The 24,891-nt window shown below is 68.3% G+C and carries 25 protein-coding genes; 13 read left to right on the top strand and 12 right to left on the bottom strand.

The annotated features are described in order from the left end of the window. Positions 1-6 precede the first annotated feature (6 nt). The 6 genes from ACAM57_RS22940 to ACAM57_RS22915 all read left to right on the top strand — a co-directional run bounded on the left by ACAM57_RS22940 (position 7) and on the right by ACAM57_RS22915 (position 5,706). On the top strand, positions 7-966 hold the full coding sequence (locus tag ACAM57_RS22940; protein ID WP_369659056.1) for a branched-chain amino acid ABC transporter permease: 960 nt from the start codon (positions 7-9) through the stop codon (positions 964-966). Beyond that, positions 963-1,730, top strand: a complete 768-nt coding sequence (locus ACAM57_RS22935; protein WP_369659055.1) for an ABC transporter ATP-binding protein — start codon at positions 963-965, stop codon at positions 1,728-1,730. The genes ACAM57_RS22940 and ACAM57_RS22935 overlap by 4 nt, the downstream gene beginning before the upstream one ends. Beyond that, positions 1,727-2,431, top strand: a complete 705-nt coding sequence (locus tag ACAM57_RS22930; protein ID WP_126022892.1) for an ABC transporter ATP-binding protein — start codon at positions 1,727-1,729, stop codon at positions 2,429-2,431. Before ACAM57_RS22935 ends, ACAM57_RS22930 begins: the two co-directional genes overlap by 4 nt. A gap of 30 nt (positions 2,432-2,461) precedes the next feature. After that, positions 2,462-3,718 carry a Zn-dependent hydrolase gene (locus tag ACAM57_RS22925; RefSeq protein ID WP_369659054.1) on the top strand — a complete coding sequence of 419 codons (1,257 nt, stop codon included), beginning with the start codon at positions 2,462-2,464 and terminating at the stop codon, positions 3,716-3,718. After that, entirely contained in the window at positions 3,715-5,187 is a 1,473-nt protein-coding gene (locus ACAM57_RS22920) for a M81 family metallopeptidase (protein ID WP_369659053.1), read from the top strand. Before ACAM57_RS22925 ends, ACAM57_RS22920 begins: the two co-directional genes overlap by 4 nt. A gap of 141 nt (positions 5,188-5,328) precedes the next feature. Then, a complete protein-coding gene (locus ACAM57_RS22915; RefSeq protein ID WP_126022895.1) occupies positions 5,329-5,706 on the top strand; it encodes a nuclear transport factor 2 family protein in 378 nt (125 codons plus the stop codon). 27 nt (positions 5,707-5,733) lie between these two features. Here the strand turns inward: ACAM57_RS22915 and ACAM57_RS22910 are convergent, their stop codons facing one another. After that, positions 5,734-6,882, bottom strand: coding sequence for a helix-turn-helix domain-containing protein (locus ACAM57_RS22910; RefSeq protein ID WP_126022896.1), 1,149 nt, complete (start codon positions 6,880-6,882; stop codon positions 5,734-5,736). Between the two features lie 178 nt (positions 6,883-7,060). Between ACAM57_RS22910 and ACAM57_RS22905 the strand changes: the two genes are divergently transcribed. The 7 genes from ACAM57_RS22905 (at position 7,061) to ACAM57_RS22875 (ending at position 14,809) form a co-directional block, all read left to right on the top strand. After that, a complete protein-coding gene (locus tag ACAM57_RS22905) occupies positions 7,061-7,558 on the top strand; it encodes a (2Fe-2S)-binding protein (RefSeq protein ID WP_126022897.1) in 498 nt (165 codons plus the stop codon). 13 nt (positions 7,559-7,571) lie between these two features. Beyond that, positions 7,572-9,959, top strand: a complete 2,388-nt coding sequence (locus ACAM57_RS22900; RefSeq protein WP_369659052.1) for a xanthine dehydrogenase family protein molybdopterin-binding subunit — start codon at positions 7,572-7,574, stop codon at positions 9,957-9,959. A gap of 30 nt (positions 9,960-9,989) precedes the next feature. Beyond that, the gene (locus ACAM57_RS22895; protein ID WP_369659051.1) at positions 9,990-10,781 is read left to right on the top strand and encodes a xanthine dehydrogenase family protein subunit M; all 792 of its coding nucleotides are present in this window, start codon (positions 9,990-9,992) and stop codon (positions 10,779-10,781) included. A gap of 170 nt (positions 10,782-10,951) precedes the next feature. Continuing rightward, on the top strand, positions 10,952-11,842 hold the full coding sequence (locus ACAM57_RS22890; protein WP_126022900.1) for a MoxR family ATPase: 891 nt from the start codon (positions 10,952-10,954) through the stop codon (positions 11,840-11,842). Positions 11,843-11,849: 7 nt separating this feature from the next. Next, complete coding sequence (locus ACAM57_RS22885) at positions 11,850-13,070, top strand: VWA domain-containing protein (RefSeq protein ID WP_369659050.1); 1,221 nt, start codon at positions 11,850-11,852, stop codon at positions 13,068-13,070. A 33-nt stretch (positions 13,071-13,103) separates the two neighbouring features. Further along, entirely contained in the window at positions 13,104-13,769 is a 666-nt protein-coding gene (locus ACAM57_RS22880) for a CoxG family protein (RefSeq protein WP_369659049.1), read from the top strand. A gap of 17 nt (positions 13,770-13,786) precedes the next feature. After that, positions 13,787-14,809, top strand: a complete 1,023-nt coding sequence (locus tag ACAM57_RS22875; protein ID WP_126022903.1) for an XdhC family protein — start codon at positions 13,787-13,789, stop codon at positions 14,807-14,809. Between the two features lie 22 nt (positions 14,810-14,831). Here the strand turns inward: ACAM57_RS22875 and mnhG are convergent, their stop codons facing one another. The 11 genes from mnhG to ACAM57_RS22820 all read right to left on the bottom strand — a co-directional run bounded on the left by mnhG (position 14,832) and on the right by ACAM57_RS22820 (position 24,828). Continuing rightward, positions 14,832-15,215 (bottom strand): monovalent cation/H(+) antiporter subunit G, encoded by a 384-nt coding sequence (gene mnhG, locus ACAM57_RS22870; RefSeq protein ID WP_369659048.1) that lies wholly within the window; start codon positions 15,213-15,215, stop codon positions 14,832-14,834. Next, complete coding sequence (locus ACAM57_RS22865; RefSeq protein ID WP_019654754.1) at positions 15,212-15,490, bottom strand: K+/H+ antiporter subunit F; 279 nt, start codon at positions 15,488-15,490, stop codon at positions 15,212-15,214. Before ACAM57_RS22865 ends, mnhG begins: the two co-directional genes overlap by 4 nt. After that, complete coding sequence (locus ACAM57_RS22860; protein ID WP_184635779.1) at positions 15,487-15,978, bottom strand: Na+/H+ antiporter subunit E; 492 nt, start codon at positions 15,976-15,978, stop codon at positions 15,487-15,489. Before ACAM57_RS22860 ends, ACAM57_RS22865 begins: the two co-directional genes overlap by 4 nt. After that, positions 15,975-17,660 carry a monovalent cation/H+ antiporter subunit D gene (locus tag ACAM57_RS22855; protein ID WP_369662468.1) on the bottom strand — a complete coding sequence of 562 codons (1,686 nt, stop codon included), beginning with the start codon at positions 17,658-17,660 and terminating at the stop codon, positions 15,975-15,977. The genes ACAM57_RS22860 and ACAM57_RS22855 overlap by 4 nt, the downstream gene beginning before the upstream one ends. 41 nt (positions 17,661-17,701) lie before the next feature. After that, positions 17,702-18,052, bottom strand: a complete 351-nt coding sequence (locus ACAM57_RS22850) for a Na+/H+ antiporter subunit C (RefSeq protein ID WP_093236787.1) — start codon at positions 18,050-18,052, stop codon at positions 17,702-17,704. After that, the gene (locus ACAM57_RS22845; RefSeq protein ID WP_369659047.1) at positions 18,052-21,000 is read right to left on the bottom strand and encodes a monovalent cation/H+ antiporter subunit A; all 2,949 of its coding nucleotides are present in this window, start codon (positions 20,998-21,000) and stop codon (positions 18,052-18,054) included. The genes ACAM57_RS22850 and ACAM57_RS22845 overlap by 1 nt, the downstream gene beginning before the upstream one ends. Before the next feature lie 87 nt (positions 21,001-21,087). Continuing rightward, entirely contained in the window at positions 21,088-21,465 is a 378-nt protein-coding gene (gene crcB / locus ACAM57_RS22840; protein WP_369659046.1) for a fluoride efflux transporter CrcB, read from the bottom strand. A gap of 40 nt (positions 21,466-21,505) precedes the next feature. Beyond that, complete coding sequence (locus ACAM57_RS22835; RefSeq protein ID WP_369659045.1) at positions 21,506-22,819, bottom strand: TRAP transporter large permease; 1,314 nt, start codon at positions 22,817-22,819, stop codon at positions 21,506-21,508. A gap of 25 nt (positions 22,820-22,844) precedes the next feature. Next, complete coding sequence (locus ACAM57_RS22830) at positions 22,845-23,378, bottom strand: TRAP transporter small permease (protein ID WP_369659044.1); 534 nt, start codon at positions 23,376-23,378, stop codon at positions 22,845-22,847. 3 nt (positions 23,379-23,381) lie between these two features. Continuing rightward, positions 23,382-24,350: a TRAP transporter substrate-binding protein gene (locus ACAM57_RS22825; RefSeq protein WP_184635791.1), complete on the bottom strand. Its 969-nt coding sequence runs from the start codon at positions 24,348-24,350 to the stop codon at positions 23,382-23,384. A 154-nt stretch (positions 24,351-24,504) separates the two neighbouring features. Next, positions 24,505-24,828: a helix-hairpin-helix domain-containing protein gene (locus ACAM57_RS22820; protein WP_126022912.1), complete on the bottom strand. Its 324-nt coding sequence runs from the start codon at positions 24,826-24,828 to the stop codon at positions 24,505-24,507. Positions 24,829-24,891 lie beyond the last annotated feature (63 nt).

Here is a 24,891-nt window from a genome sequence, read left to right as displayed (position 1 = left end):
CACGCCATGCCGAGAAAAATCACTTTCCTCCTGGCGCTGATCGCGGTGCTGGGCCTGCCGCTGGCGCTGAGTTCGGGCTCGCTCGCCAGCGAGGTGCTGATCTACGCGCTGGCCGCGCTGGGCTGCAACCTGCTGCTGGGCTACACGGGGCTGCTCTCCTTCGGGCAGGGCATCTTCTTCGGGCTGGGCAGCTACACCATCGCCATCCTGCTCACGCGGCTGAGCCTGCCGATGCCGCTGGCGCTGCTCGCCGCCGTGGCGATGGGTGCGCTCGGGGCGGCGGTGGTGGGCTGGGTTGCCATCCGCCAGCGCGGCACCTACTTCGTGATGCTCACGCTGGCCTTCGCGCAGATGTTCTATTTCATCGCCTACACCGCCACCGGCCTCACCGGTGGCGACAACGGCCTGCTCGACGTGCCGCGCCCCGGCTTCATGGACACGCCCTGGAAGTACTACGCCTTCGTGGCCGTGGTGTTCCTCGTCGCCTTCGGCCTGCTGCTGCGCGTGACCGATTCGGTCTTCGGCCGCACGCTGCTGGCCATCCGCGACAACGAGGACCGTGCCGCCGCGGTGGGCTACGACCTCAAGCGCTTCAAGCTGCTGGCCTTCGTCATCTCGGGTGCCGTCACCGGCCTCGCGGGCGGGCTGCACGCGATGATGACCGGCATCGCGCCGCTGTCGAACGCCGAGTACCACACGAGCGAGATGATCCTGGTCATCACCGTGATCGGCGGCACCGGCAACCTCTTCGCCTCGGTGCTGGGCTCGGCCTTCTACGTGCTGCTGGCCGACTGGCTCTCCACGCTGTGGCCACGCTGGCTGCTGCTGCTGGGGGTGCTGCTGATCGGCGTGAGCATCGGCATGCAGCGCGGGCTCTGGGGCTTGGGCGAGAGCGCGTGGAAGCACATCTTCCGCAAGGCGCCGGCCGACCCTGTCTCGCCTGCCGCCCAAGGAGAAAAAGCATGAGCGACGTTCTCATCGAAGCCGTCGGCGTCACCAAGCACTACGGCAAGTTCGCGGCGCTCGGCGGGGTCGACCTGAAGATCCGGCGCAACACGGTGCATTCGGTGATCGGCCCCAACGGCGCGGGCAAGACCACGCTGTTCCACATGCTCACCGGCACCGGCATGACCACCGGCGGGCGCATCCTGTTCGACGGCCACGACGTGACGCGCGAGCCCGACCACAAGCGCGTGCAGCGAGGCATGGCACGTTCCTTCCAGGTCACCGCGCTGTTCCTGAGCCTTCCGGTGCGTGAGAACCTGCGCGTGGCGGCGCAGGGCGTTTCGCCGCGCCAGGCCATGAACTGCTGGCGCGCGCCGGTCGGCGAACTGGCCTGCACCCAAATCGTCGACGAAGTGCTGCAGCGCATCGGGCTGGAGCGGCTGGCGAACACGCCGGCCGCCGAGCTCTCGCACGGCCAGCAGCGCCGGCTCGAAGTGGGCATGGCGCTTGCGGCGAGGCCGAAGGCGATCTTCCTCGACGAGCCGACATCGGGCATGGGTATCGACGACCTCGACGACATGAAGCAGCTGATCCGCGGCCTGCGCGACGCGCACACCGTGGTCCTCATCGAGCACAACATGAACATCGTGATGGACATCTCCGACACCGTGACCGTGATGCAGCTGGGCCGCGTGCTGGCCGAGGGGCTTCCGGGAGACATCCGCGCCGACGCGCGCGTGCGCACCGCCTACCTGGGCAACATGATCACGGGAGGCAAGGCATGAACATCCTCGAAGTCGAGAAGCTGCATGCCCACTACGGCAAGAGCCATGTGCTGCAGGGCGTGTCGATGACCGTGGGCGAGGCCGAGCTGGTCACGCTGCTGGGGCGCAACGGCGCCGGCAAGTCGACCACGCTCAAGAGCATTGCCGGCGCGGTCACGCCCACAAGCGGACGCGTGCGCTTCCAGGGCGCCGACATCGCGGGCATGCCCGCGCACCGCATCGCCACGCGCGGCGTGTGCCTGGTGCCCGAGCACCGCGGCATCTTCAAGCTGCTGACGGTGGAAGAGAACCTGCTGCTCGGCCTGCGCCGCCAGTCGCCCTGGCAGCTGGACGACATCTACCGCATCTTCCCGCGCCTGAAGGAACGCCGGCGCAACGGCGGCGGGCAGCTCTCGGGCGGCGAGCAGCAGATGCTGGCCATCGGCCGGGCGCTGATGAACCACCCGCGCCTGCTGATCCTCGACGAGCCGGTCGAAGGCCTGGCGCCGGTGATCGTGGAAGAGATCGTCGCGCAGCTCAAGACCATCAAGGCCGCCGGCGTGGCGATCCTGCTGGTCGAGCAGAACCTGGAAGTCTGCGTGCAGCTGGCCGACCGCCACTACATCGTGGAGCAAGGCGTGATCGTGCACGAGGCCGGCAATGCCGACTTCATGGCCGACCACGAAGTGAAAGACCGCTACCTGGGCGTGGGGCTCGCCTGAGCGCTCTCCACATCAACCGTTTCGAAAGCCATGAAGAACTCTCACAACGAACTCCGCATCGACGGCCGCCGGCTCTGGAACTCGCTGATGGAACTGGCGAAGCTCGGCGCCACCGAGAAAGGCGGCGTCTGCCGCATCGCGCTGACCGACCTCGACCGCCAGGGCCGCGACCTGTTCTCGCGCTGGGCGCGCGAGGCGGGCTGCGAGGTGCGCGTGGACGCCATCGGCAACATCTTCGCGCGCCGTGCCGGGCGCAACGACGCGCTGCCGCCCGTCTCCACGGGCAGCCACATCGACACGCAGCCCACGGGCGGCAAGTTCGACGGCAACTACGGCGTGCTCGCCGGGCTGGAGGTGATCCGCACCCTGAACGACGCCGGGGTTCAGACCGAAGCGCCGCTCGAGGTGGCGGTGTGGACCAACGAGGAAGGCTCGCGCTTCGTGCCGGTGATGATGGGCTCGGGTGTGTTCGCCGGCGCCTTCACGCTGGAGCATGCGCTGGCGCAGCGCGACAACGACGGCATCAGCGTCTCCGACGCTCTGGCTGCCATCGGCTATGCGGGCAGCGCACCCGTCTCGGCGGCAGCGTCGCCGGTGGGGGCGTACTTCGAGGCGCACATCGAGCAGGGTCCGGTGCTCGAAGCCAGCGAGCGCGTCATCGGCGTGGTCGAAGGGGCGCTGGGCCAGCGCTGGTACGACGTGGTGGTGCAGGGCATGGAGGCCCATGCCGGCCCCACGCCGATGGCGCTGCGCAAGGACGCGCTGCTGGCCGCCTCCGAACTCGTGATCGAGGTCAACCGCATCGCGCTGGCCCATGCGCCGCATGCGCGCGGCACCGTCGGCTGGATCGACGCGTACCCGAACTCGCGCAACGTGATCCCGGGCCGGGTGAAGCTCAGCGTCGACCTGCGCGCGGCCGATGACACGGTGCTGTCGGCGCTGGACGCCGCGCTGAAGGAAACCGTGCAGCGCATCGCCGCGAAGGCCAGGGTCGAGATGTCGGTGGAGCAGGTCGTGTACTTCCCGCCGCAGCCCTTCACGCCCGGGCTGGTGTCGGCCGTGCGCGATGCCGCGCAGGCGCAGGGCCTGAGCTGGATGAACGTGATCAGCGGCGCGGGCCACGACGCGGTGTACCTCGCGCGCGTGTGCCCCACGGCGATGATCTTCGTGCCCTGCCGCGACGGCATCAGCCACAACGAGATCGAGGACGCGCAGCCCGATCACCTGGAGGCCGGCTGCAACGTGCTGCTGCAGGCGATGCTGCGCAGCGCGGGAGTGGCGCAATGAAGGTGCTGATCGCGCGTCTGAACCACGAGACCAATACCTTCTCGCCCGTGCCCACGCCGCTCTCGGCCTTCGGGCCCGACGGCCCGACCTTCGGCGAACAGGCCTACCGCGACAACAAGGGCATGCGCACCGCGATGTCGGCCTTCATCGACCTTGCCGAAGCGGCGGGCGCGACGGTGGTCACGCCGGTGTCGGCCTCGGCCAACCCGAGCGGGCCGGTCGACGCGCAGGCCTACACGCAGCTGACGCAATGCATCGTCGATGCGGCCCCGGGCTGCGACGCCATCCTGCTCGACCTGCACGGCGCGATGGTCGCGCACAACAGCGCCGACGGCGAAGGCGACCTGCTGGTGCGCCTTCGTGCGGCGGCGCCGGGCGTGCCCATCGGCGTGGCGCTCGACCTGCATGCCAACGTCACACCAGCGATGGTGGAGAACGCGAACGTGATCGTCGGCTTCAAGACCTACCCGCACGTCGACATGTACGAAACCGGCGAGCATGCCGGGCGGCTGCTCCTCGACATGCTCGCGGGGCGCAGCAGGCCGCACATGCGCTGGCACCGGCTGCCGCTGATGGCGCACACGCTGCGCAGCGCCTCCTTCACCGGCGCGATGAAGCAGGCCATCGAGGCGGCGCGCGAAGCCGAAAAGGCGGAGTCGCTGGCGGTGTCGATCCTCGCGGGCTTCTCGCTGTCGGACATCGAGGCACCGTGCATGAGCGTGATCGCCGTCGATGCGCATTCGCCCGAACGCGCGCAGGCCACGGCCGACCGCATCGCGGCGCAGATGTGGGCACAGCGCGAGTCCTTCGTCTACCGCAGCGAGCCGCTGGCGGAGTCGGTCGCGCGTGCGAAGCTGATTGCCGAGAGCGCGACGCGCCCGGTGCTGCTGCTCGATCATGGCGACAACTGCATGTCGGGCGGAAGCTGCGACACCATGGACGTGCTGCAGGAAGCGCTGGCGCAGGGGCTGCACGGCATCGGCGTCGGTCCGCTGTGCGACCCCGAGGCGGTGGCGCAGCTCGTCGCGGCCGGCGAGGGCGCGCAAGTGACGGTGGCGCTGGGCAACAAGGTCTCGCTCGCGGGCATCGGGCTGGAGAAAACGCCGGTGCTGCTGACGGGCACGGTGCGCATCATCTCCAACGGCGAGTACGTCATCACCGGCCCTACCTACACCGGCCAGCGCAGCAGCATGGGACGCACGGTGCTCTTCGACACGGGCGCGGCGCGCATCGTGGTGACCGAGCGCACGCAGGAGCCGTGGGACATCGGCGTCTTCGAGTGCGCGGGGCTCGATCCGCGCAAGGAGCGCTTCCTGCTGCTCAAGTCGCGCATGTACTGCCGGCCGGTGTTCGAGCCGCTCTCCGCCGCACTGGTGGAGTGCGACAGCCCCGGTGTCACCAGTTCTGACTACAGCCTGTTCCCGTTCGGCAAGGTGCACCGGCCGGTCTTTCCCCTCGACGCCATGTGATCGCGAGGAGCGGTGGGGGAGGGTGGCCTCCGGCAGCCGCATTCCATGACCCGAGAGGTCATCGACCCGGATCGCGTGCGGCGCGACCATTCCTTCACCCCGCGATGTTGCGGGCCGGAAACCACCAAAGGAATGGTCACCATGAACACCGCTGCACACGATGCCACCACCATTGCCCAACGCTACATCGCTGTCTGGAACGAGACCGACGCGGCCCGCCGCGCCGCGCTGATCGAGGCCGGCTGGACCGCCGACGCGCATTACGTCGACCCGATCGCGCAGGCCAGCGGGCACGAGCAGATCAGCGCGCTGGTCGGCGCGGTTCACCAGCGCTACCCGGGCTTCCGCTTCAACCTGCTGGGCAAGGCCGATTCGCACGGCGACCATCTGCGCTTCTCGTGGACGCTGGGACCGAGCGGTGCCGAAGACCTGATCCAGGGTACCGACTTCGCTCAGGTCGACGCAGGCAAGCTGCGTTCGGTGACGGGCTTCCTGGACAAGGTGCCGGTCGGCGCCTGAACGAAGGCTGAACGGCCGGGGCCTGCTTCAGTCCGGAGCCCCGGCAGGCCGCCCGCGCCACAGCTTACGGTAGACGGTCGCCCGGCTGATGCCCAATGTGCGCGCGGCCTCCGCCACGTTGCCGCGCGCATCGGCCACCGCCTTGCGGATCAGCGCGGTCTCCACGTCGCGCAGCCTCGGCCGGCTGTCGGTGGAAAGGGAGGTGGCGGACGGGCCTTTGCTGCCGCCGCGCCGCGGCCGCACCTGCACCCGCAGGCCGGACCACAGCGGCACCTCGAGCACGGCGTCGCCGCGGCGGGCCGCGTCGAACATCATGTGAAGTGGCAGGGCGAACAGATCGTTGAAGTTCAGGGCGTGCTCGCTGCGCGACAGCGGCTGGTGCAGCATCTGACGTGCCGCCGCGTTGGCGCCCGTCACGTTGCCCACGGCGTCGATGCACAGCAGCCCCTCGGTGGCCTCGCCGCCCGAACTGCCCGGCCAGGCCAGGTGCAGCAGCAGCTCGCAGGGCTCGCGCATCACCAGCATGTTCTCTATGTTGCGCGCCGACAGGGTCGCCAGGTGGCGCAGCTCGGGGCGCTCCACCACGTGCACTCCGGTCAGGTCGAGCATGCCGATGCAGTCGCCCCGGGGACCGAAGAGCGGGGCTCCGGCGCAGCTGTAGACGCTGGTGTCGTCGAAGAAGTGCTCGCCGCGGTGCAGCCATACCGATTCCTGCTCGGCCAGCGCCGTGCCGATGGCGCTGGTGCCGATGGCGCGCTCCGAAAGATCGACGCCGATGCGGGCGATATCGCGCGCGTAGCGGCTCGCCGCATCGGTGCCGTCGGGCAGGTTGCCCACGTCGACCACGATGCCCTGGGCATCGGTGAGAACGGCGAAATAGCGGGTGTCGGCGATAGCGCGGGAGAGCTGCTCTATCACCGGCCGGGCCGCGGCGACGAGCGCCCGGTTGCGCTCGACGATGTCGATGCTGGCCGAGCGGCTCACCGGATCGAAGTTGACGCGCTGCTGCGGCTGGCGGCCGGCCTCGATGCAGCGCTGCCAGGAGCGGGTGATCCACGAGTCGATGCAGGCGGCGCCGCGTGCGCGGGGCGCCGGCTCGCCTTCGATCAGTTCGCGGCGGGCTTGGGCAATTGCCAGGGAACGCTCAGGCGGCTGCGAAACGATTGATACAGACATCGTGGTTTTTCGCGCATGTATGCAGGCTTTTCCTGGCCCGCCGGATGGCAAGCTGTTTCATTTTGAGAATTTCGCGCGCTCTGTGCAAGTGTCAAGGGTTTTGCCTAGGATAGTGCCAAAGGTCGGCATCCAAGATGCTTTCGCTGAAACAGCCATCACCTTTTACGGAGACAGCCAAATGCAGGTCGCTTTCAAGGTCAACGGCCGCCAGGTCACGGTCGACGCTCCTCCCAACACCTTCCTCGTACACGCTCTGCGCGAGCATCTCCATCTCACCGGAACCCACGTCGGCTGCGACACCGCCCAGTGCGGCGCCTGCACCGTCCATGTGAACGGCCGGGCCGTCAAGTCGTGCAACGTGCTGGTGGCCCAGGCCGCCGGCGCCGACATCACCACCATCGAGGGCATCGCCGAGGCCGACGGCACCATGCATCCCATGCAGGCGGCCTTCAAGGAGTGCCACGGCCTGCAGTGCGGCTTCTGCACCCCGGGCATGGTCATGAGCGCCATCGACCTGTGCACCCACCACCCCAAGTCGAGCGAATCCGAGATCCGCGAACTGCTCGACGGCAACCTGTGCCGCTGCACGGGCTACCAGAACATCGTCAAGGCAGTGAAGATGGGCGGCGAGGCCATGGCCTCGGGCACTCCCGTCAAGGCAACGGCCGCGGCCTGAGGAGAGCGACATCATGGGCGCTTCCGATTTCTCGAACCTGCCGCACATCGGCGAGGCGGTCCGCCGCAAGGAGGACTACCGCTTTCTCACCGGCGCGGGCAACTACACCGACGACATCACGCTGGCCAACCAGAGCCATGCGGTCTTCGTGCGCTCGCCGCACGCGCACGCCCTCATCAAGTCGGTCGACACCGCCCAGGCGCTGAAGATGCCCGGCGTGGTCGGCATCTTCAGCGGCAAGGACATCGAGGGAAAGATGGGCGGGCTGCCCTGCGGCTGGCTCATCAACAACCCCGACGGCACCCCGATGAAGGAGCCGATGCACCCCATCCTCGCGATCAGGAAGGTGCGCTACGTCGGCGACCACGTGGCCATGGTGGTGGCCGAGACGGTCGAGCAGGCGAGGAACGCCGCCGAGGCGGTGGTGGTCGACTACGAGGTGCTGCCCGCGCTGGTGAGCGTGGCCGACGCCGCGAAGAAGTCCGGTGGCGTCACGCTGCACGACGAAGCCCCCGACAACCAGTGCTACAAGTGGGCGCTGGGCGACAAGGCGGCGGTCGACGCGGTGTTTGCCAGCGCCGCGCACGTGACGAAGCTCGACCTGGTCAACAACCGGCTGGTGCCCAACCCCATCGAGCCGCGCGTGGCCATCGGCAGCTACAACCGCGCGGGCGACGACTACACGCTGTACGTGTCCAACCAGAACCCGCACGTCGAGCGCCTGCTGATGACGGCCTTCGTGCTGGGCCTGCCCGAGCACAAGGTGCGCGTGATCGCGCCCGATGTGGGCGGCGGCTTCGGCTCCAAGATTTTCCTGTACGCCGAGGACGTGTGCCTGACCTGGGCCGCCAGGCAGCTCAACCGCAATATCAAGTGGACGGCCGACCGTTCGGAGTGTTTCCTCTCCGACGCCCATGGCCGCGACCACGTGAGCCACGCCGAGATGGCAATGGACAAGGATGGCAAGTTCCTCGCGCTGCGCGTGCATACCGATGCCAACCTCGGCGCCTACCTGTCGACCTTCTCGACGGCGGTGCCGACCATCCTCTATGCCACGCTGCTGGCTGGCCAGTACACCACGCCGCAGATCTACGTCGAGGTGGACGCCTGGTTCACCAATACCGCGCCAGTCGATGCCTACCGCGGGGCCGGGCGGCCCGAGGCGACCTACCTGCTGGAGCGGCTGGTCTCGCGCTGTGCCTGGGAGATGAACCTGGGGCAGGACGAGATCCGCAAGCGCAACTTCATCACCGCCTTCCCGTACCAGACGCCGGTGGCGCTGCAGTACGACACCGGCGACTTCCACGCCTGCATGGACAAGGCCCGCGTGCTCGCCGAGGTCGACGGCTACGCCGCGCGCAAGACGGCCAGCGAGGCCAAGGGCAAGCTGCGCGGCATCGGGTATTCGAGCTACATCGAGGCCTGCGGCATCGCTCCGTCGAACATCGCGGGCGCGCTCGGTGCGCGAGCGGGCCTGTTCGAATGCGGCGAGATCCGCGTGCACCCCACCGGCAGCGTGACGGTGTTCACCGGCTCGCACAGCCACGGCCAGGGCCACGAGACCACTTTCGCGCAGGTGGTGGCTGCGCGGCTGGGCATTCCGGTCGAGAACGTCGACGTGGTGCACGGCGACACCGGCCGCGTGCCCTTCGGCATGGGCACCTACGGCTCGCGCTCCATCTCGGTGGGCGGCGCGGCCATCATGAAGGCGCTCGACAAGATCGAGACCAAGGCCCGCAAGATCGCCGCGCACCTGATGGAGGCGAGCGACGCCGACATCGAGTTCGCCAACGGCGAGTTCACGGTCAAGGGCACCGACAAGAAGATCCCGTTCGGCCAGGTGGCGCTCACGGCCTACGTGCCGCACAACTACCCGCTCGACAAACTCGAACCCGGCCTGAACGAAACCGCCTTCTACGACCCGACCAACTTCACATTCCCCGGCGGCACCTACATCTGCGAGGTCGAGGTCGACAAGCAGACCGGCGAGGTGCGCGTGGACCGCTTCACCGCGGTGGACGACTTCGGCACCATCATCAATCCGATGATCGTCGAGGGCCAGGTGCACGGCGGGCTGGTGCAGGGCATCGGCCAGGCGCTGCTGGAGAACTGCGTCTACGACAACGAGACCGGCCAGCTGCTCACCGGCAGCTTCATGGACTACGCGATGCCGCGCGCCGGCGACTTCCCGCAGTTCAAGCTCGACACCGTGTGCACCCCGTGCACGCATAACCCGCTGGGCACCAAGGGCTGCGGCGAGGCGGGGGCCATCGGCTCACCGCCGGCCGTGATCAATGCCGTGCTCGATGCGCTGGCGCCGCTGGGCGTCAAGGATTTCGACATGCCCGCTTCCCCCGCCCGCGTGTGGGAGGCGATGCAGTCCGCAGCCGCCAACCCCTGAACCAAGAACGAATAAAGAAGGAATCACACCATGTATGCCTTCACACTCGAACGGCCCGACTCGGTGGCCGACGCGGCACGACTCGTGGCCGCCGGCGCCAAGCCGCTGGCCGGCGGACAGACCCTGCTGGCCTCGATGAAGCTGCGGCTTTCCGCACCCGAGCAGCTCGTGGACCTGAGCGGCATCAAGGAGCTCACCGGCATTACGAAGAACGGTAACGCCATCACCATCGGCGCCATGTCGCGCCACCTCGACGTGGCGAACAACGCCGACCTGAAGGCCGCCTACCCGGCGCTGGCCGACCTGGCCTCGCGCATCGGCGACCGGCAGGTGCGCGCGATGGGCACCATCGGTGGCTCGGTGGCCAACAACGACCCGGCAGCGTGCTACCCCAGCGCGGTGCTGGCCTCGGGCGCGACCATCGTCACGTCCAGGCGAGAGATCGCGGCCGACGACTTCTTCCTCGGCCTCTTCACCACGGCGCTGGAAGACGGCGAGCTGATCACCGCGATCCGTTTTCCGATTCCGAAGCGCGCCGTGTACGAGAAGCTGCGCCAGAAGGCGTCGAACTTCCCGTTGGTCGGCGTGTTCCTCGCGCAGTACGACAGCGGCGTGCGCGTGGCGGTCACCGGCGCGGGCAACGGCGTGTTCCGCCATGCCGGGCTGGAAGACGCGCTCAACAAGAGCTTCACCGCTGCCGCAGCGGCTGCCGTGAAGATCGACGCGAGCGATCTCAACAGCGACCTGCATGCCTCGGCCGCGTATCGCGCGAACCTGATCAGCGTGCTGACGCAAAGGGCCGTGACCAAGGCGCTGGGCTGACGAAATCGGATTGCCGAACGCAGAAGTCGCAAAGCTCTCGCGGAAGTCGCGAAAGAAGACCAGAAAAGATCGAATCTGGTTTCTTCTGCGACCTCTGCGTGGTTTTTGTATTCCTTCTGCGTTCAGCTGTCCGCATCCCGAATGCAGCGGCCCCTGCATTACCCTAGGCCATGATCTTCCCCAGCATCGACACCCTCTCCGCCGGACTCATGGAGGCCGGCTACTTCGCCGACCGGCGCCTGGCCACGGCCGTGTTCCTTGCGCTCAAGCTGCAGCGTCCGCTGCTGCTCGAAGGCGAGCCCGGCGTCGGCAAGACCGAGCTGGCGAAGGCGCTGTCGGTCGCGCTGGGCCGCGAACTGCTGCGCCTGCAGTGCTATGACGGCCTGGAGCAGCGCGAGGCGCTCTATGAATGGAACTACGCGGCGCAGCTGCTGCACATGCGCGCGGCCGAGGCCACTGGCGCGGCCCGTGACGTGGAAGCCGAGGTCTACCAGCCGCACTACCTGATCCGCCGCCCGCTGCTGCAGGCGCTGCAGACGCCGCTGCCCGGCGCCGTGCTGTTGATCGACGAGGTAGACCGCGCCGACGAGCCTTTCGAGGCCTTCCTGCTTGAGTATCTGGGCGAGTACCAGGTCAGCATTCCCGAGCTGGGCACCGTGCGCGCGGTGGTGCCGCCCGTCACCATCCTCACAAGCAATCGCACGCGCGAGCTCAACGACGCGGTCAAGCGCCGCTGCCTCTACCACTGGCTCGACTACCCCGAGCGCGAACGCGAACTGGCCATCGTGCGCGCGCAGGTGCCGCAAGCTGGCGAGAAGCTGTCGGCCCAGGTGGCGGCCTTCGTCGCACGGCTGCGCGAGACGCCCTTCGCCAATGCCTTCCAGCGCGCGCCGGGCATCGCCGAGAGCGTCGAATGGGCGAGGGCGCTGATCGCGCTCGACACGGTGGAGCTCGATCCCGAAGTGGTGGTCGACACCGCCGGCATCCTCTTCAAGCAGCGCGACGACGTGGCCGCGCTTACGCAGGAGCTGGCGTCGGACCTGCTCAAGCCCGAGGCGTGATCGACCGATGGCCAGCACCGGCGTCCAGCAACTCGGCGACGTCCGCAGCGGCAAGCTCGCGGGCAACATCGCCGCCTTCGGCCGGGCGCTGCGCCGGGCGGGTGTTCGCACCGACGCCATGCGCATTGCGCTGGCGGCAGAGGCCGCCACGCTGGTGGGCGTCGAAGACAAGCTCGACCTGAGCGCGGCCATGGAGGCGGTGATGGTCAGCCGCGAGCAGGACCGCATGGTGTTCCGCGAACTCTTCGACGCATGGTTCCGCGACCCGGAGCTGGCCAACAAGCTGCTCGCCCAGATGCTGCCGAGCGCCGAAGGCAAGGCCGAGCCGTCGAAGCGGCGCCCGCGCGTGCGCGAAGCCCTCAGTGCGCCGCGCGCACTCGCCAAGCCTGTGGAGCCGGCCAAGCCCGATCGCGAGATCGAATTCGATGCCGCCATGACGTCCAGCGACCGGCAGCGCCTGCAGCATGCCGACTTCAACGCGCTCGGCGCCGCCGAATACCGGCTGGTGGAGCGGCTCGCGCGTGACATCCGCCTGCCCATTCCCGAGCTGCCGTCGCGCCGCCTGCGGCCTGCCGGCGATGCGGGCCGCCAGCATGCGCGCATGCACTGGCCGGGCGTGTTGCACGAGGCGGCGCGCACGGGCGGCGAGATCCTGCGCCTGCCACGGCTGGCCCGGCGCGAGCAGCCGTTGCCGCTGCTGGTGCTGGTCGACGTCTCGGGCTCGATGGAGCGCTATGCGCGCCTGCTGCTGGCCTTTCTGCATGCCGCAACGCGGCGTGCCGGCCGCCGCGACGTGTTTGCCTTCGGCACCCGGCTGACCGACCTGACGCCGGCCTTCCGGCTGGCCGACACCGACGCGATGCTGGGCGCCGCCAGCCTCGCCATCGACGATTTCGCCGGCGGCACGCGCTTCGGCGCCTCGCTGGCCGAGCTGCGCCGCGCCCACGCCCGCCGGCTGACCGGCCGCCGCACGCTGGTGCTGGTGATCAGCGACGGCCTGGACACCGGCGAGCCCTCCGTGCTGGAGCATGAGCTGCTGTGGCTCAAGCGCCATTCGCGCCGCCTGCTGTGGCTCAACCCGCTGCTGCGCTTCGAGGGCTACGCCCCTCTGGCGCGTGGGGCCGCCGTATTGCACCGGCAAGCGGACGCGATGCTGGCGGTTCACAATCTCAGCGCACTCGAACAGCTCGCAGCGAGCCTGGCCGCCCTGATGCGGTCCGGCCGCTAGCGGCGCCGGGAAGGAAGACAAAGGAAACCCACCATGGAAATGCTCGGAAACCGACGCCTGGGCGTCACCCAACAACAGGCCTGGGACGCGCTCAACGACCCCGAAACGCTGAAGAAGTGCATCCCCGGCTGCGACAAGTTCGAGTTGGTGGGCGACAACCAGTACAGCGTCGCGCTCGCGGTCAAGATCGGCCCGGTCTCGGCCAAGTTCAACGGCAAGGTGCTGCTGTCCGACATCGTGGCGCCCGACGGCTACAAGCTCACCTTCGAGGGGCAGGGCGGCGTGGCCGGCTTCGCGAAGGGATCTTCGAGCGTCACGCTCAAGCCGCTCGCCACCGAAGCGGCGGCCTCCCCTGCGGGTGATGCCACCGCGCACGAGGCCGGTGCGGCAACTCCACCAGCCGCCGCGTCCGCAGGCTGCGAACTCGACTACACCGTGCAGGCCCAGGTCGGCGGCAAGATCGCCCAACTGGGCCAGCGCCTGATCGATGGCGCTGCCAAGTCCACAGCCGACGATTTCTTCAAGCGCTTCGAAGCCGAGATGCAGAGCCGCTACGGTCCTCCCCCGGCGGCCGCCGCTGAAGGCACCGAGGCGCCTGCCGAGAAGAGCGGGATGATGTCCGGCCTCATGAAGAAGATCGGCCTCGGCAAGAAGGACGACAAGGACGCGCCCTCCGCACCCGGCGGCGACGCGGCCTGAACCCGGGCTGCAGCGACATGGAAAACCTCGACGTCATGGTGCTTCGCACGCTGCGCGACTGGCGGCGTGCCGGCAAGCGCGCGCTGCTGGCGACGGTGGTGCGCACCTGGGGCTCGTCGCCCCGGCCCGTGGGCTCGATCATGGCCCTGGCGGAAGACGGCGCGGTGGTGGGCTCGGTCTCCGGCGGCTGCATCGAGGACGACCTCATCGCACGCTACAGCCATGCCCACGGCAAGGCCGAGGACGTGCCGCTGGGCGCGCCTCCGGCCCTGGTGAAGTACGGCATCACCGCCGACGAGGCGCACCGCTTCGGGCTGCCCTGCGGCGGCACGCTGGAGCTGCTGCTCGAATACGCTCCCGACGCCGGCTCGCTCGAGCTGCTGGTGGCGCAGCTGGAGCAGGGCAAGCTCATGCAGCGCACCGTGACGCTCGCCACCGGCGCGGTGCGCATCGCCGAGGCGACCGCGCCCGACGAGCTCGCGGTGAACGACACCGAACTGACGAACACCTTCGGCCCCGAATACCGCATGCTGCTGATCGGCGCCGGCCAGCTCGCCGAGTACCTCGCCACCATGGCCAAGTTCAGCGGCTTCGCGGTGACCTTGTGCGATCCGCGCGCCGAGTACCGCACCGCATGGTCGCTGCCTGGCGTGCACATCACGACCGAGATGCCCGACGACGCGGTGATTGCCTTCAGGCCCGACCGCCGCAGTTGCGTGGTCGCGCTCACGCACGACCCGAAGCTCGACGACCTCGCGCTGCTGGAGGCGCTGCAAAGCGAGGCCTTCTACGTCGGCGCCATCGGCTCGCGGCGCAATGCCGACGCCCGGCGCGACCGCATGATCGAGCACTTCGACCAGACCGAGGAATCGCTCGCGCGGCTGCGCGGGCCCATCGGCATCTACATCGGCAGCAAGACGCCGCCGGAGATCGCGGTGAGCGTGATGGCGGAGATCCTCGCGGTGAAGAACGCGGTGACGCTGCCGCGCGAGGTCGAGGTGGCGCGCGCCAAGGAGATGCAGCAGCTGCTGCCGACCTGAGGCGTCCGGCCCGGCCAGCCGCTCAGCCGTGGTAAGGCGGGATCGGCCCCTGGTCCGAAGGCGCGGGCGGCGGCACCTCGCCGTGCTTCTGCCGCTCGCGGAACAGCGCGGCGCGCATCAGGAAGATGGTGGTGACCGGCGTGGTGAGCGCCACGAACAGCACGATCAGCACCGCGTGCATGAAGAGGCTGTGGCCCTGCGCCGAGAAGTAGACGATGGTGGCGACCGTCATCGACCACACGCCGCCGGTGGCGCCCAGCGTGGGCGCGTGGATGCGGCGGAAGAAAGTGGGCAGGCGTACCAGCCCGAAGGAGCCGATCGCGGCGAAGGCAGCGCCCAGCACCGCGAAGACCGCGGTGACGATCTCGGCCCAAAGCGGCAGCGGACCCACGATGAAGTCGTTCATTCGATCACCTCCCCGCGCAGCAGGAACTTGGCCATCGCCGTGGAGCTGACGAAGCCGAAGAGCGCGATCAGCATCGCGGCGGCGAAGTAGACGTCGCTCGCGTAGACGATGCCCAGCACGAGCATCATCAGCATGCCGTTGATGTAGAGGCAGTCCAGCGCCATCACGCGGTCTTGCGCGGAAGGGCCGATCAGCAGGCGCGCGACGGCGCACAGCATCGCCACCGCCAGCAGGAACAGCGCGAACTTGAGCGACCAGAAAAGGATGGGCGTCATGATTCGAAGATCTCCATCAGCGGACGTTCGTAGCGGCTCTTGATCTGCGCGATGAAGGCGGCTTCGTCGTCGAGATCGAATACGTGGATCAGCAGGGTGCTGCGGTCGAAGGCCACCTCGCCCCAGGCGGTGCCGGGCGTGAGGCACATGATCATCGAGAGCACAGCGAGGCCGTTGGGGTCGCGCATGTCCAGCGGTATGCGCAGGAAGCTTGCCTGGATGTTCTCGCTGCGGCGCGTGAGCAGCGCACGCGCCACCGCGAACACCGACACCGACATGTCGTAGAGGACGACGCCGCACAGCCGCAGCGCCACCCCCGGCCGGCGCATGCGCACCGTGGCCGGCCGCAGGCCCTTGGTCAGCAGCGGCACGGCAATGGCGAGCAGCACGCCCGACAGCAGGGTGCTCGCCTCGAGCGACTGGTTGAGCAGCAGCCAGATGACGAACAGTGCGAGCGACAGCGGCGGGGAGGGGATCAGGCGTTTCATTGCGCGCCTGCCTTTCCTTCGGCATTTGCTTCGGTCTTTGCGGCGGGCGCCGGGTTCGGCACCTGCCGCGCCTCCATCACCGCTGCGCGGTAGGCCGTGGGCGTGCGCAGGCCCTCGGCGGTGGCCTGCGCGTGGCGCAGCACCGGCTCGGCCCAGACCGTGAGCGCGATGCAAGCGACGATGAGGCCGGCCACCGGCAGCACTTCGAGCGCGGGCAGCGATGGCAGGTTGCCGTGCGGCTGGGTCCAGAAATGGCGGATGCCGGTGCGGCTCAGCGCGATCAGCGCGAGGAAGCCCGAGGCGATCAGCAGCACCAGGAAGGTCCAGCCGGCGGTTCCGATGGCGCCGCTGCCACCCATGAGTCCCGAGAGCATCGCGAACTTGCCGACGAAGCCCGACAGCGGCGGCAGGCCGGTGAGCAGCAGCGTGCAGATCATGAAGCTCAGGCCGAGGAAGGCAACGCCCGCCGGTATGGCGCGGCCGTAGAGCGCCTGCGCGTCGTCGTCGAGGTTCACGTCGCTCAGCGCGCTCAGGTCTTCGGCCAGGAAAGGCGCGGTGCCCGCGACCTCGTGCGGCGCCACGCTCATGCCCGCGTTGCGCCAGCGCTCGATCATGTCGGTCAGCAGGAAGAAGGCGCTTACCGCGAGCGTGGAGCTCAGCAGGTAGAAGAGCGCGCCGGCCCACACGGCCGGCTGCCCCAGGCCCACCGCGGCGAGCAGCGTGCCGGCCGACATCAGCACGCTGAAGCCCGCGAGGTTGGACAGCCGCTGCGTGCCGAGGATGCCCAGGGCCGCCACGAAGAGCGTGGCGATGCCCGCGCCCACCAGCACCGGCTGGCCGAAGGCGGCCGAGGCGCCGGTATCGGGCGCGAAGAGCACCGTCCACAGCCGCAGCACGGTGTAGACGCCCAGCTTGGTCAGCAGCGCGAACACCGCGCCTACCGGCGACACCGCGGCGCTGTAGGCCGGCACCAGCCAGAAGTTCAGCGGCCACGCGCCCGCCTTGGCGAAGAAGGCGGTGAAGAGGATGGCCGTGGCCGCGTGCACCAGCCCGCGGTCGCCCGGCGAGAGCTCGGCGATGCGCAGCCCCAGGTCGGCCATGTTGAGCGTGCCGGTCACGCCGTAGAGGATGGCCGCGCCGATCAGGAACAGCGAAGAGGCCGCGAGGTTGATCGCGATGTAGTGCAGTCCCGCCTGCACCCGCAGCCGGCCCGAGCCGTGCAGCAGCAGGCCGTAGGAGGCCGCGAGCATCACCTCGAAGAACACGAACAGGTTGAACAGGTCGCCCGTGAGGAAGGCACCGTTCAGGCCCATGAGCTGCAGCTGCAGCAGCGGATGGAAGTGCACGCCCGCGCGGTCCCAGCGCGAGGTGGAGTAGATCGACGCGGCGAAGGCGATCACGCCGGTGAGCGCCACCATCATGGTCGAGAGCCGGTCGGCCACCAGCACGATGCCGAAGGGCGCGCGCCAGTTGCCCGGCAGGTACACGCCGATGGAGCCCGGGCCGCCGCCGGTGTCGGGCGCGTTCACCCAGCGCAGCAGCGCCAGCGCGGCCAGCAGGCCGATCAGGCCCGAGACCACACTCAGCGCCGACTTGGCGCGCCGGCGGTTCTCGCCCAGCAGCAGCATGAGCGCGGCCGTGAGCATGGGCACGAGGATCGGCACCGCCACCAGGTGCGGCATGCTGAACTCCAGCAGCTGGTCGAGCAGATGAAAGACCTCTTTCACTCCGCCTCCTGCCGTTCTTCACCGTCCACGTGGTCGGTGCCGGTGAGGCCGCGCGAGGCGAGCATCACGACGAGGAAGAGCGCCGTCATCGCGAAGCCGATCACGATGGCGGTGAGCACCAGCGCCTGCGGCATCGGGTCGGCCGTGTTGGCCAGCGTGGCGGTCAGGCCCTTGATGAGCACCGGCTCGCTGTCGACCTTGAGCCGGCCCATGCTGAAGATGAACAGGTTGACCGCGTACGAGATCAGCGTCAGGCCCATGATGACCTGGAAGGTGCGCGGGCGCAGCAGCATGTAGACGCCCGAGCCGGTGAGCACGCCGATGGCGAGTGCGAGCACGATTTCCATCAGCCGGCCCCTCCCTCGGAGGTGGCGGCGGAGGTCGCCTCGGCCTCTTTTTCTTTTTGCTCGTCGGCCCAGCGGTGGCTTCGTATCGACTGGTGGGCCAGCGCGGTCAGGATCAGCATGGTGGCGCCGAGCACCAGCGCGAACACGCCGGTGTCGAAGAAGAGGGCGCTGGGCACGTGCACTTCGCCCAGCAGCGGCAGGTGCAGGTGGGCGGTGTGCGTGGTGAGGAAGGGGTAGCCGAAGAACACCGCCCCGGCACCCGTGGCCAGCGCCAGCAGCAGGCCGATGGCGATCCAGCGGCGCGGGTAGATGCGCAGGTGCTCTTCCACCCACTCGGTGCCCGAGACGATGAACTGCAGCACCAGCGCCACCGACATCACCAGCCCCGCGACGAAGCCGCCGCCCGGCGCGTTGTGCCCGCGCATGAAGAAGTAGACCGACACCAGCACCGAGACCGGCAGCAGCAGGCGCACCAGCACGGCCGGCACCATCAGGTAGCCGACGGCGGTGTCCTTGGCGCGGCGCGGGTTCAGCAGGTCGCTGCTGCCGTCGTCGGCCTGCAGCCGCTGCTGGATCGGCAGCGCCATCGATTCGATCGCCGGGCGGAAGCGCCGCAGCAGCGCATACACCGTGAGCGCGACGATGCCCAGCACGGTGATCTCGCCGAAGGTGTCGAAGCCGCGGAAGTCGACCAGCATCACGTTGACCACGTTGGTGCCGCCGCCCTCGGTGAGCGCGCGTTCTAGGAAGAAGGGCGAGATGCTCTGCGAGAAGGTGCGCGTCATCATGGCCCAGGCCAGCGCGGCCATGCCGCTGCCGGCGATGGCCGCGATCAGCAGGTCGCGCCCGCGCCGGCCCCACGGCTTGAGCCGTGCGCGCGCGGGCTGCACCACGTCCTTGCTGCGCATCGGCAGCCAGCGCAGGCCCAGCAGGATCAGCACCGTGGTCACGGCCTCGACCACCAGCTGAGTCAGCGCGAGGTCGGGCGCCGAGAACCAGATGTAGGTGACGCACGAGACCAGCCCCGCTCCCGCGGCCAGCATCAGCGCCGCCAGCCGGTGGAACTTGGCCTGCCAGGCGGCGGCGACCGCGCAGGTGCCGCCGATGAGCCATGTCATCGCGAACATCGGCGAGAAGGGCAGCAGCTCGCGCGTGCCGGGCGCGGCGGGCGTGAGCTGCAGGGAGGCGGTCGCGCCAGCCACCGCCACGACCACCAGCAGCAGCAATTGCCACTGCATGCGCTTCGTGCCGAAGAGGCGGCGGCTGCGCCGGCCGGCCTCGCTCAGCAGCGCGATGATGTGCTCGAAGATGACCTGGCCGTCGAAGCGGTGCAGCAGCGGCGTGTGTTCGAGGCCACCGCGCGCGCGCTGGCGGCGATGCAGCAGGTACAGCGCGGCGCCGCCCGCCAGCGCCACGAAGCTCATCAAGAGCGGCAGGTTGAAGCCGTGCCATACGGCCAGGCTGTACTCGGGCAGCGTGCCGCCGACCACCGGCGCGGCCGCGGCCGCGAGCATCGGGCCGACCGACCAGGCCGGCGCAACGCCCACCACCAGGCAAAGCAGCACCAGCAGCTCGACCGGCACCCGCATCCAGTGCGGCGGCTCGTGCGGATGCCTGGGCACCTCGTCGCCGCAGGGCGGGCCGAAGAAAACGTCGAACACGAAGCGCGCCGAGTACGCCACGCTGAAGATGCCCGCCACGGTGGCGATCAGCGGCAGGCTGAAGTCGACCCAGGGCGTGGCCTGGATGAACACCGTCTCTGCGAAGAACATCTCTTTCGAGAGGAAGCCGTTGAGCAGCGGCACGCCGGCCATCGAGGCGCTGGCGATGATGGCCAGCGTGCCGGTGATGGGCATGAGCCGCATCAGGCCGCTGAGCTTGCGGATGTCGCGCGTGCCGGTCTCGTGGTCGATGATGCCGGCCGCCATGAAGAGCGACGCCTTGAAGGTGGCGTGGTTCATCACATGGAAGACCGCCGCCACGGCAGCGAGCGGGCTGTTGAGCCCCAGCAGCAGCGTGATGAGCCCGAGGTGCGAGATGGTGGAGTAGGCCAGCAGCGCCTTCAGGTCGCGCTGGAACATCGCGATGAAGCCGCCGAGCAGCAGCGTGATGGCGCCTGCGCCGCCGACCATCCAGAACCACTGCTCGGTGCCCGAGAGCACGGGCCACAGCCGCGCCATCAGGAACACGCCCAGCTTCACCATGGTCGCCGAGTGCAGGTAGGCCGACACCGGCGTGGGCGCGGCCATGGCGCGCGGCAGCCAGAAGTGGAAGGGGAACTGCGCGCTCTTGGTGAAGGCGCCCAGCAATATCAGCGTGAGCGCGACGGGGTAGAGCGAGTGCGCGCGGATGAGATCACCCGAGGCGAGCACCTTGTCGAGTTCGTAGCTGCCGGTGATGCGGCCCAGCACCAGCACGCCGGCCAGCAGGCACAGCCCGCCCGCGCCGGTGACGGTGAGCGCCATGCGCGCGCCGCGTCGCGCGTCGCGGCGGTGGTGCCAGTAGCCGATCAGCAGGAAGGAGAACAGGCTGGTGAGCTCCCAGAACAGCACCATCTGGATCAGGTTGCCCGAGAGCACCACGCCCATCATCGCGCCCATGAACGCGAGGAAGAACGAGAAGAAGCGCGGCACCGGGTCGGAGGCCGACATGTAGTAGCGCGCGTACAGCACCACCAATGCGCCGATGCCCAGCACCAGCATGCAGAACAGCCATGCGAAGCCGTCCATGCGGAACACGAGGTTCAGGCCCAGGGCCGGCAGCCATTCGATCTGCTGGCGCAGCACGCCGCCGTGCGCGATCTGCGGGAAGAACCAGGCGGCCTGGATGGCGCAGCCCAGCGCGACCAGCCCCGCGAGTGTCGACTCCCTGTTGCGCGCGTTGGAAGGCATCAACGCGGCCAGCACGCTGGCGATGAAGGGGAGGGCGACGAGAAAGACCAGGGGCATTGGGGTCGATTCTATCGGCGGGCCCTATGGAAAGCCTTATCTATAACCGCAAGACATAAGGCTGATTTAGCGCAGTTTTCATCTGGTTCAGGATGAAAGCGCCTGCACCGTGCGAAGGCCGAGCCAGGTCATGCACAGCGAGCCGCCCAGGTGCAGCGCGATCGTGCCTATCGCGAGGCCGAAGCGGCCGGTGGTCAGCATGCCCACGACTTCGGCCGAGAAGCTGGAGAAGGTGGTGAGCGTGCCGAGGAAGCCGGTGATCACCATCAGCCGCCAGGCCGGGTTGATGTCCGGAAGGGCGCTGAAGACGGCGATGGCCACGCCGATGAGGTAGCCGCCGATCAGGTTCACCGCCAGCGTGCCCCAGGGCAGGATGCCGCCGGGGCTGAGCCAGAGGGCGAAGCCCCAGCGCATGAGGGCGCCGACGCAGGCGGCGAGGCAGATGACGATGACGTTCAGCAGCATGGCAGCGATTATCCGCACGCTGCCGGCGGGGCCGGCAAGGCTACTTCTCGCGGCCCATCACGAGGTCGGGCAGGATCGTCACGATGCTCGGGAACAGCGTGATCAGCACGATGCACAGCACCAGGCAGAAGAAGAACGGGATCGCCGCCTTCGCGATCACGTTGCTGTCCTTGCCCGTCATGTTCTGCAGCACGAAGAGGTTGAAGCCCACCGGCGGCGTGACCTCGGCGATCTCGACCAGCAGCACGATGAAGATGCCGAACCAGATCAGGTCGAAGCCCGCCTTCTGGATCATCGGCAGCACCACCGCGCTGGTGAGCACGATCATCGAGATGCCGTCCAGCGCGGTACCCAGCACCAGATACACCAGCACCAGCGCGCCGATCAGCGCGTAGGGCGAAAGGTGCATGCTGTCGACCCATTCCGCCAGCTCGCGCGGGATGCCGGTGAAGGCCATCGTCTTGGTGAGGAAGGCCGCGCCGGCCAGGATGAACATGATCATGCAGCTGGTGCGCGTGGCGCCCATGATGCCGTCCTTGAAGTTCTTCCATGTGAGGCTGCGGCCCCAGGCCGCGATGGCCAGCGAGCCCAGCACGCCGAAGGCCGCGCACTCGGTGGCGGTGGCCCAGCCGGCCACCAGCACCCAGACGATGAAGACGATCAGCAGCGAGCAGGGAATGAGGTTGCCCGAGAGGCGGATCTTCTCCATGAAGGTGGTCGGCGGATCGGCTGGCGGCACCTGGCCCGGATTGCGCAGGCTCCACCAGCCGATGTAGCCCGAGAACAGCAGCATCAGCAGGAAGCCCGGCAGGAAGCCGGCCAGGAAGATGCGAATGATCGACGCGTCGGCCGCCACCGCGTACACCACCATGGTGATCGACGGCGGAATCAGGATTCCCAGCGTGCCGGCGGTCGCCAGCGAGCCGATGGCCAGCTTCTCGTTGTAGCCGCGGCGCTTGAGCTCGGGCAGCGCCACCTTGGCGATGGTCGCGCAGGTGGCGGCCGACGAGCCCGAGACAGAGCCGAACACGCCGCATCCGAGGATGGTGGTGTGCATCAGCCGGCCGGGCACGCGGTTGAGCCAGGGGCGCAGGCCCTCGAACATCTCCTCGCTGAGCTTGGTGCGAAACAGGATCTCGCCCATCCATATGAAAAGCGGCAGCGCCGCCAGCTCCCAGCTCGCGTTGCTCTCCCAGAAGGCCGAGAACAGGTTCTTGCCCGGCAGCGTGTTGGTGAAGAAGGCCTGGCCGACCCAGCCGACGATGGCCAGTGTCATCGCGATCCACACCCCGCCCGCCAGGAGCAGCAGCATGATCGCGAGCAGCAGCGCGCCCATCCAGAGGTTTTCGAACATCGGGTGTCTTTGTTGCTGTTGTCGTTCAGACGTCGGAGGAGAAGTCGCCCGCCGCGTGGCGCTCCTCGATGGCGCGCTGGTAGCTGGGCTTGTCGCCGCGCACCACGCCGACCAGTTCGTCGATCATGGCGATCAGCAGCAACCAGCAGCCGATCACGAAGGTCGACTGCGGAATCCAGATCGGAATGACCACGAGGCCGGTCGCCATCTCGGCGAACTCGTAGCTTTCGTAGGTGAAGCTGGTGGCCCAGTAGGTGAGATAGGCCACCGACACCGCGGCCACCAGCAGGCAGCTCACGTCGAGCACCCGCCGCATCTTCGGCGACACCGCTTCGAGCAGCAGCGTCACGCGCACGAAGTCGCCGTGGCGGAAGGCGTGCGCCATCGCGAAGAACGCGGCGGCGGCGCACAGCCAGGCCACCACGTCATTGAGCCCGCTCACGTGCCAGTTCATCTGCCGGCCCACGCCGGCCAGGATCATCAGCACGAAGATCAGGAACACGCAGAGCGCGCCGAGCGCGCCTGCACCGTCGTACAGGCGGTCTAGAAAGCGCCGCATGGTCTACTTTTTCTTGTAGGCATCGACGATCGCGGCGCCGTCCGCGCCAGCCACCTTCAGCCAGTCGGCCTGCATGATGCCGCCGACCTGGCGCATGTCGGCGTCGAGCTTGGGCGAAGGCTTGTGGATCTTCATGCCGCGCTCGGCGAGCAGGCGCTTGTATTCCTCGTTCTTCTCCTGCGCCACCTTCCAGCCGCGGGCTTCGGCATCGGCCGCGGCCTTGGCGACGGCGGCCTTGGTGGCGGCGTCGAGCGCGTCGTAGGCCTTGGCGTTCACCAGGATCGCGTTCTTGGGGATCCAGGCCTGCGTGTCGTAGAAGTTCTTGATGTGCTCGTAGGTCTTGGTGTCGTAGCCGGTGGAGCCCGAACTCATGTAGCTCTCGATCACGCCGGTGGCCATGGCTGCACTGAGCTCGGCCTGCTGGATCTGCACCGGCTGGGCGCCGATGAGCTCGGCGATCTTGGCAGTGGCGGGGCTGTAGGCGCGCCACTTGATGCCGCGCAGGTCGGCCACTGAGCCGATCTCCTTCTTGGTGTAGATGCCCTGCGGCGCCCACGGCACCACGAACAGCACCTTGATGCCCTGGGCCGAGAGCAGCTTCTCCATGGCGGGCTTCGATGCGTCGTAGAGCTTGCGGGCCTCGGGGTAGGTGGTGGCGAGGAAGGGCACGCCGTCGAGCGCGTAGATCGGGTTCTCGTTGGCGAAGTTGGCCAGCAGGATCTCGCCGGCCTGCGCCTGGCCGCTCTGCACCGCGCGCTTGATTTCGGGCGCCTTGAACAGCGAAGCGTTGGCATGCACCGTGATCTTCACCTTGCCGCCGGTGGCCGCGTCCACGTCCTTTGCGAACTGCGTGATGTTTTCCGTGTGGTAGTTGGTGGCCGGGTAGGCCGTGGGCAGGTCCCACTTGGTCTGAGCGAAGGCCGCGGCGCCGAGGGTGAGGCCCGCGAGGGCAATGCCGAACTTGTGATTCATTGACTCTCTCCGGAATATGTTGAAAGCAAAACGAAAGGGAGCTTACGTGCAAATTCCGGACCACTTCCTGAGGCATTTCCCTGCCATCTCCTTGCCATGGCACCCATGAAAAAGCCGCCCGTAGGCGGCTTTGCATATTGCTACCGAAGCGGAATCAGGGCTTGGCGGCCTTGGCCGGAGCCTTCGCATCCTTCGATGCGGCGGGTGCCGCATCGCCGAAGCTCTTGCCGTTGACCGTGAGACCGTCGGCCGACAGCTTGGCCGCCTTCTTCTCCTTCACGCCCTTCACACGCTGCATGAAGTCGGGCCAGTCCTTGAATTCGCCCTCCTTGCGCGCCTCGAGGATGCGCTTGGACATCGACGGGCCGACGCCCTTGATGCCGTCGAGATCGGCTTCGGTGCCCTTGTTGACATCGACGGCCGCGGACGCGGCGATCGCGAACAGCATGGCGGTGGTGGCCAGGATCTTCTTGAACATGATTTGAGAACTCCCTCTATTCGTTGATGAATGACAGCCGACGGAATCGTCGGCCCGCGCTCA

The sequence above is a fragment of the Variovorax sp. V15 genome, from assembly GCF_041154425.1.
GTDB lineage: Bacteria > Pseudomonadota > Gammaproteobacteria > Burkholderiales > Burkholderiaceae_C > Variovorax > Variovorax guangxiensis.
This window is presented reverse-complemented; position numbering and strand designations above follow the sequence as displayed.

Excerpts from the sequence above, each read along its gene's own strand:
- ACAM57_RS22940 (WP_369659056.1), top strand. The coding sequence starts at position 7 with ATGCCGAGAAAAATCACTTTCCTCCTGGCGCTGATCGCGGTGCTGGGC.
- ACAM57_RS22935 (WP_369659055.1), top strand. The coding sequence starts at position 963 with ATGAGCGACGTTCTCATCGAAGCCGTCGGCGTCACCAAGCACTACGGC.
- ACAM57_RS22930 (WP_126022892.1), top strand. The coding sequence starts at position 1,727 with ATGAACATCCTCGAAGTCGAGAAGCTGCATGCCCACTACGGCAAGAGC.
- ACAM57_RS22925 (WP_369659054.1), top strand. The coding sequence starts at position 2,462 with ATGAAGAACTCTCACAACGAACTCCGCATCGACGGCCGCCGGCTCTGG.
- ACAM57_RS22920 (WP_369659053.1), top strand. The coding sequence starts at position 3,715 with ATGAAGGTGCTGATCGCGCGTCTGAACCACGAGACCAATACCTTCTCG.
- ACAM57_RS22915 (WP_126022895.1), top strand. The coding sequence starts at position 5,329 with ATGAACACCGCTGCACACGATGCCACCACCATTGCCCAACGCTACATC.
- ACAM57_RS22910 (WP_126022896.1), bottom strand. The coding sequence starts at position 6,882 with ATGTCTGTATCAATCGTTTCGCAGCCGCCTGAGCGTTCCCTGGCAATT.
- ACAM57_RS22905 (WP_126022897.1), top strand. The coding sequence starts at position 7,061 with ATGCAGGTCGCTTTCAAGGTCAACGGCCGCCAGGTCACGGTCGACGCT.
- ACAM57_RS22900 (WP_369659052.1), top strand. The coding sequence starts at position 7,572 with ATGGGCGCTTCCGATTTCTCGAACCTGCCGCACATCGGCGAGGCGGTC.
- ACAM57_RS22895 (WP_369659051.1), top strand. The coding sequence starts at position 9,990 with ATGTATGCCTTCACACTCGAACGGCCCGACTCGGTGGCCGACGCGGCA.
- ACAM57_RS22890 (WP_126022900.1), top strand. The coding sequence starts at position 10,952 with ATGATCTTCCCCAGCATCGACACCCTCTCCGCCGGACTCATGGAGGCC.
- ACAM57_RS22885 (WP_369659050.1), top strand. The coding sequence starts at position 11,850 with ATGGCCAGCACCGGCGTCCAGCAACTCGGCGACGTCCGCAGCGGCAAG.
- ACAM57_RS22880 (WP_369659049.1), top strand. The coding sequence starts at position 13,104 with ATGGAAATGCTCGGAAACCGACGCCTGGGCGTCACCCAACAACAGGCC.
- ACAM57_RS22875 (WP_126022903.1), top strand. The coding sequence starts at position 13,787 with ATGGAAAACCTCGACGTCATGGTGCTTCGCACGCTGCGCGACTGGCGG.
- mnhG (WP_369659048.1), bottom strand. The coding sequence starts at position 15,215 with ATGAACGACTTCATCGTGGGTCCGCTGCCGCTTTGGGCCGAGATCGTC.
- ACAM57_RS22865 (WP_019654754.1), bottom strand. The coding sequence starts at position 15,490 with ATGACGCCCATCCTTTTCTGGTCGCTCAAGTTCGCGCTGTTCCTGCTG.
- ACAM57_RS22860 (WP_184635779.1), bottom strand. The coding sequence starts at position 15,978 with ATGAAACGCCTGATCCCCTCCCCGCCGCTGTCGCTCGCACTGTTCGTC.
- ACAM57_RS22855 (WP_369662468.1), bottom strand. The coding sequence starts at position 17,660 with ATGCCGCACCTGGTGGCGGTGCCGATCCTCGTGCCCATGCTCACGGCC.
- ACAM57_RS22850 (WP_093236787.1), bottom strand. The coding sequence starts at position 18,052 with ATGGAAATCGTGCTCGCACTCGCCATCGGCGTGCTCACCGGCTCGGGC.
- ACAM57_RS22845 (WP_369659047.1), bottom strand. The coding sequence starts at position 21,000 with ATGCCCCTGGTCTTTCTCGTCGCCCTCCCCTTCATCGCCAGCGTGCTG.
- crcB (WP_369659046.1), bottom strand. The coding sequence starts at position 21,465 with ATGCTGCTGAACGTCATCGTCATCTGCCTCGCCGCCTGCGTCGGCGCC.
- ACAM57_RS22835 (WP_369659045.1), bottom strand. The coding sequence starts at position 22,819 with ATGTTCGAAAACCTCTGGATGGGCGCGCTGCTGCTCGCGATCATGCTG.
- ACAM57_RS22830 (WP_369659044.1), bottom strand. The coding sequence starts at position 23,378 with ATGCGGCGCTTTCTAGACCGCCTGTACGACGGTGCAGGCGCGCTCGGC.
- ACAM57_RS22825 (WP_184635791.1), bottom strand. The coding sequence starts at position 24,350 with ATGAATCACAAGTTCGGCATTGCCCTCGCGGGCCTCACCCTCGGCGCC.
- ACAM57_RS22820 (WP_126022912.1), bottom strand. The coding sequence starts at position 24,828 with ATGTTCAAGAAGATCCTGGCCACCACCGCCATGCTGTTCGCGATCGCC.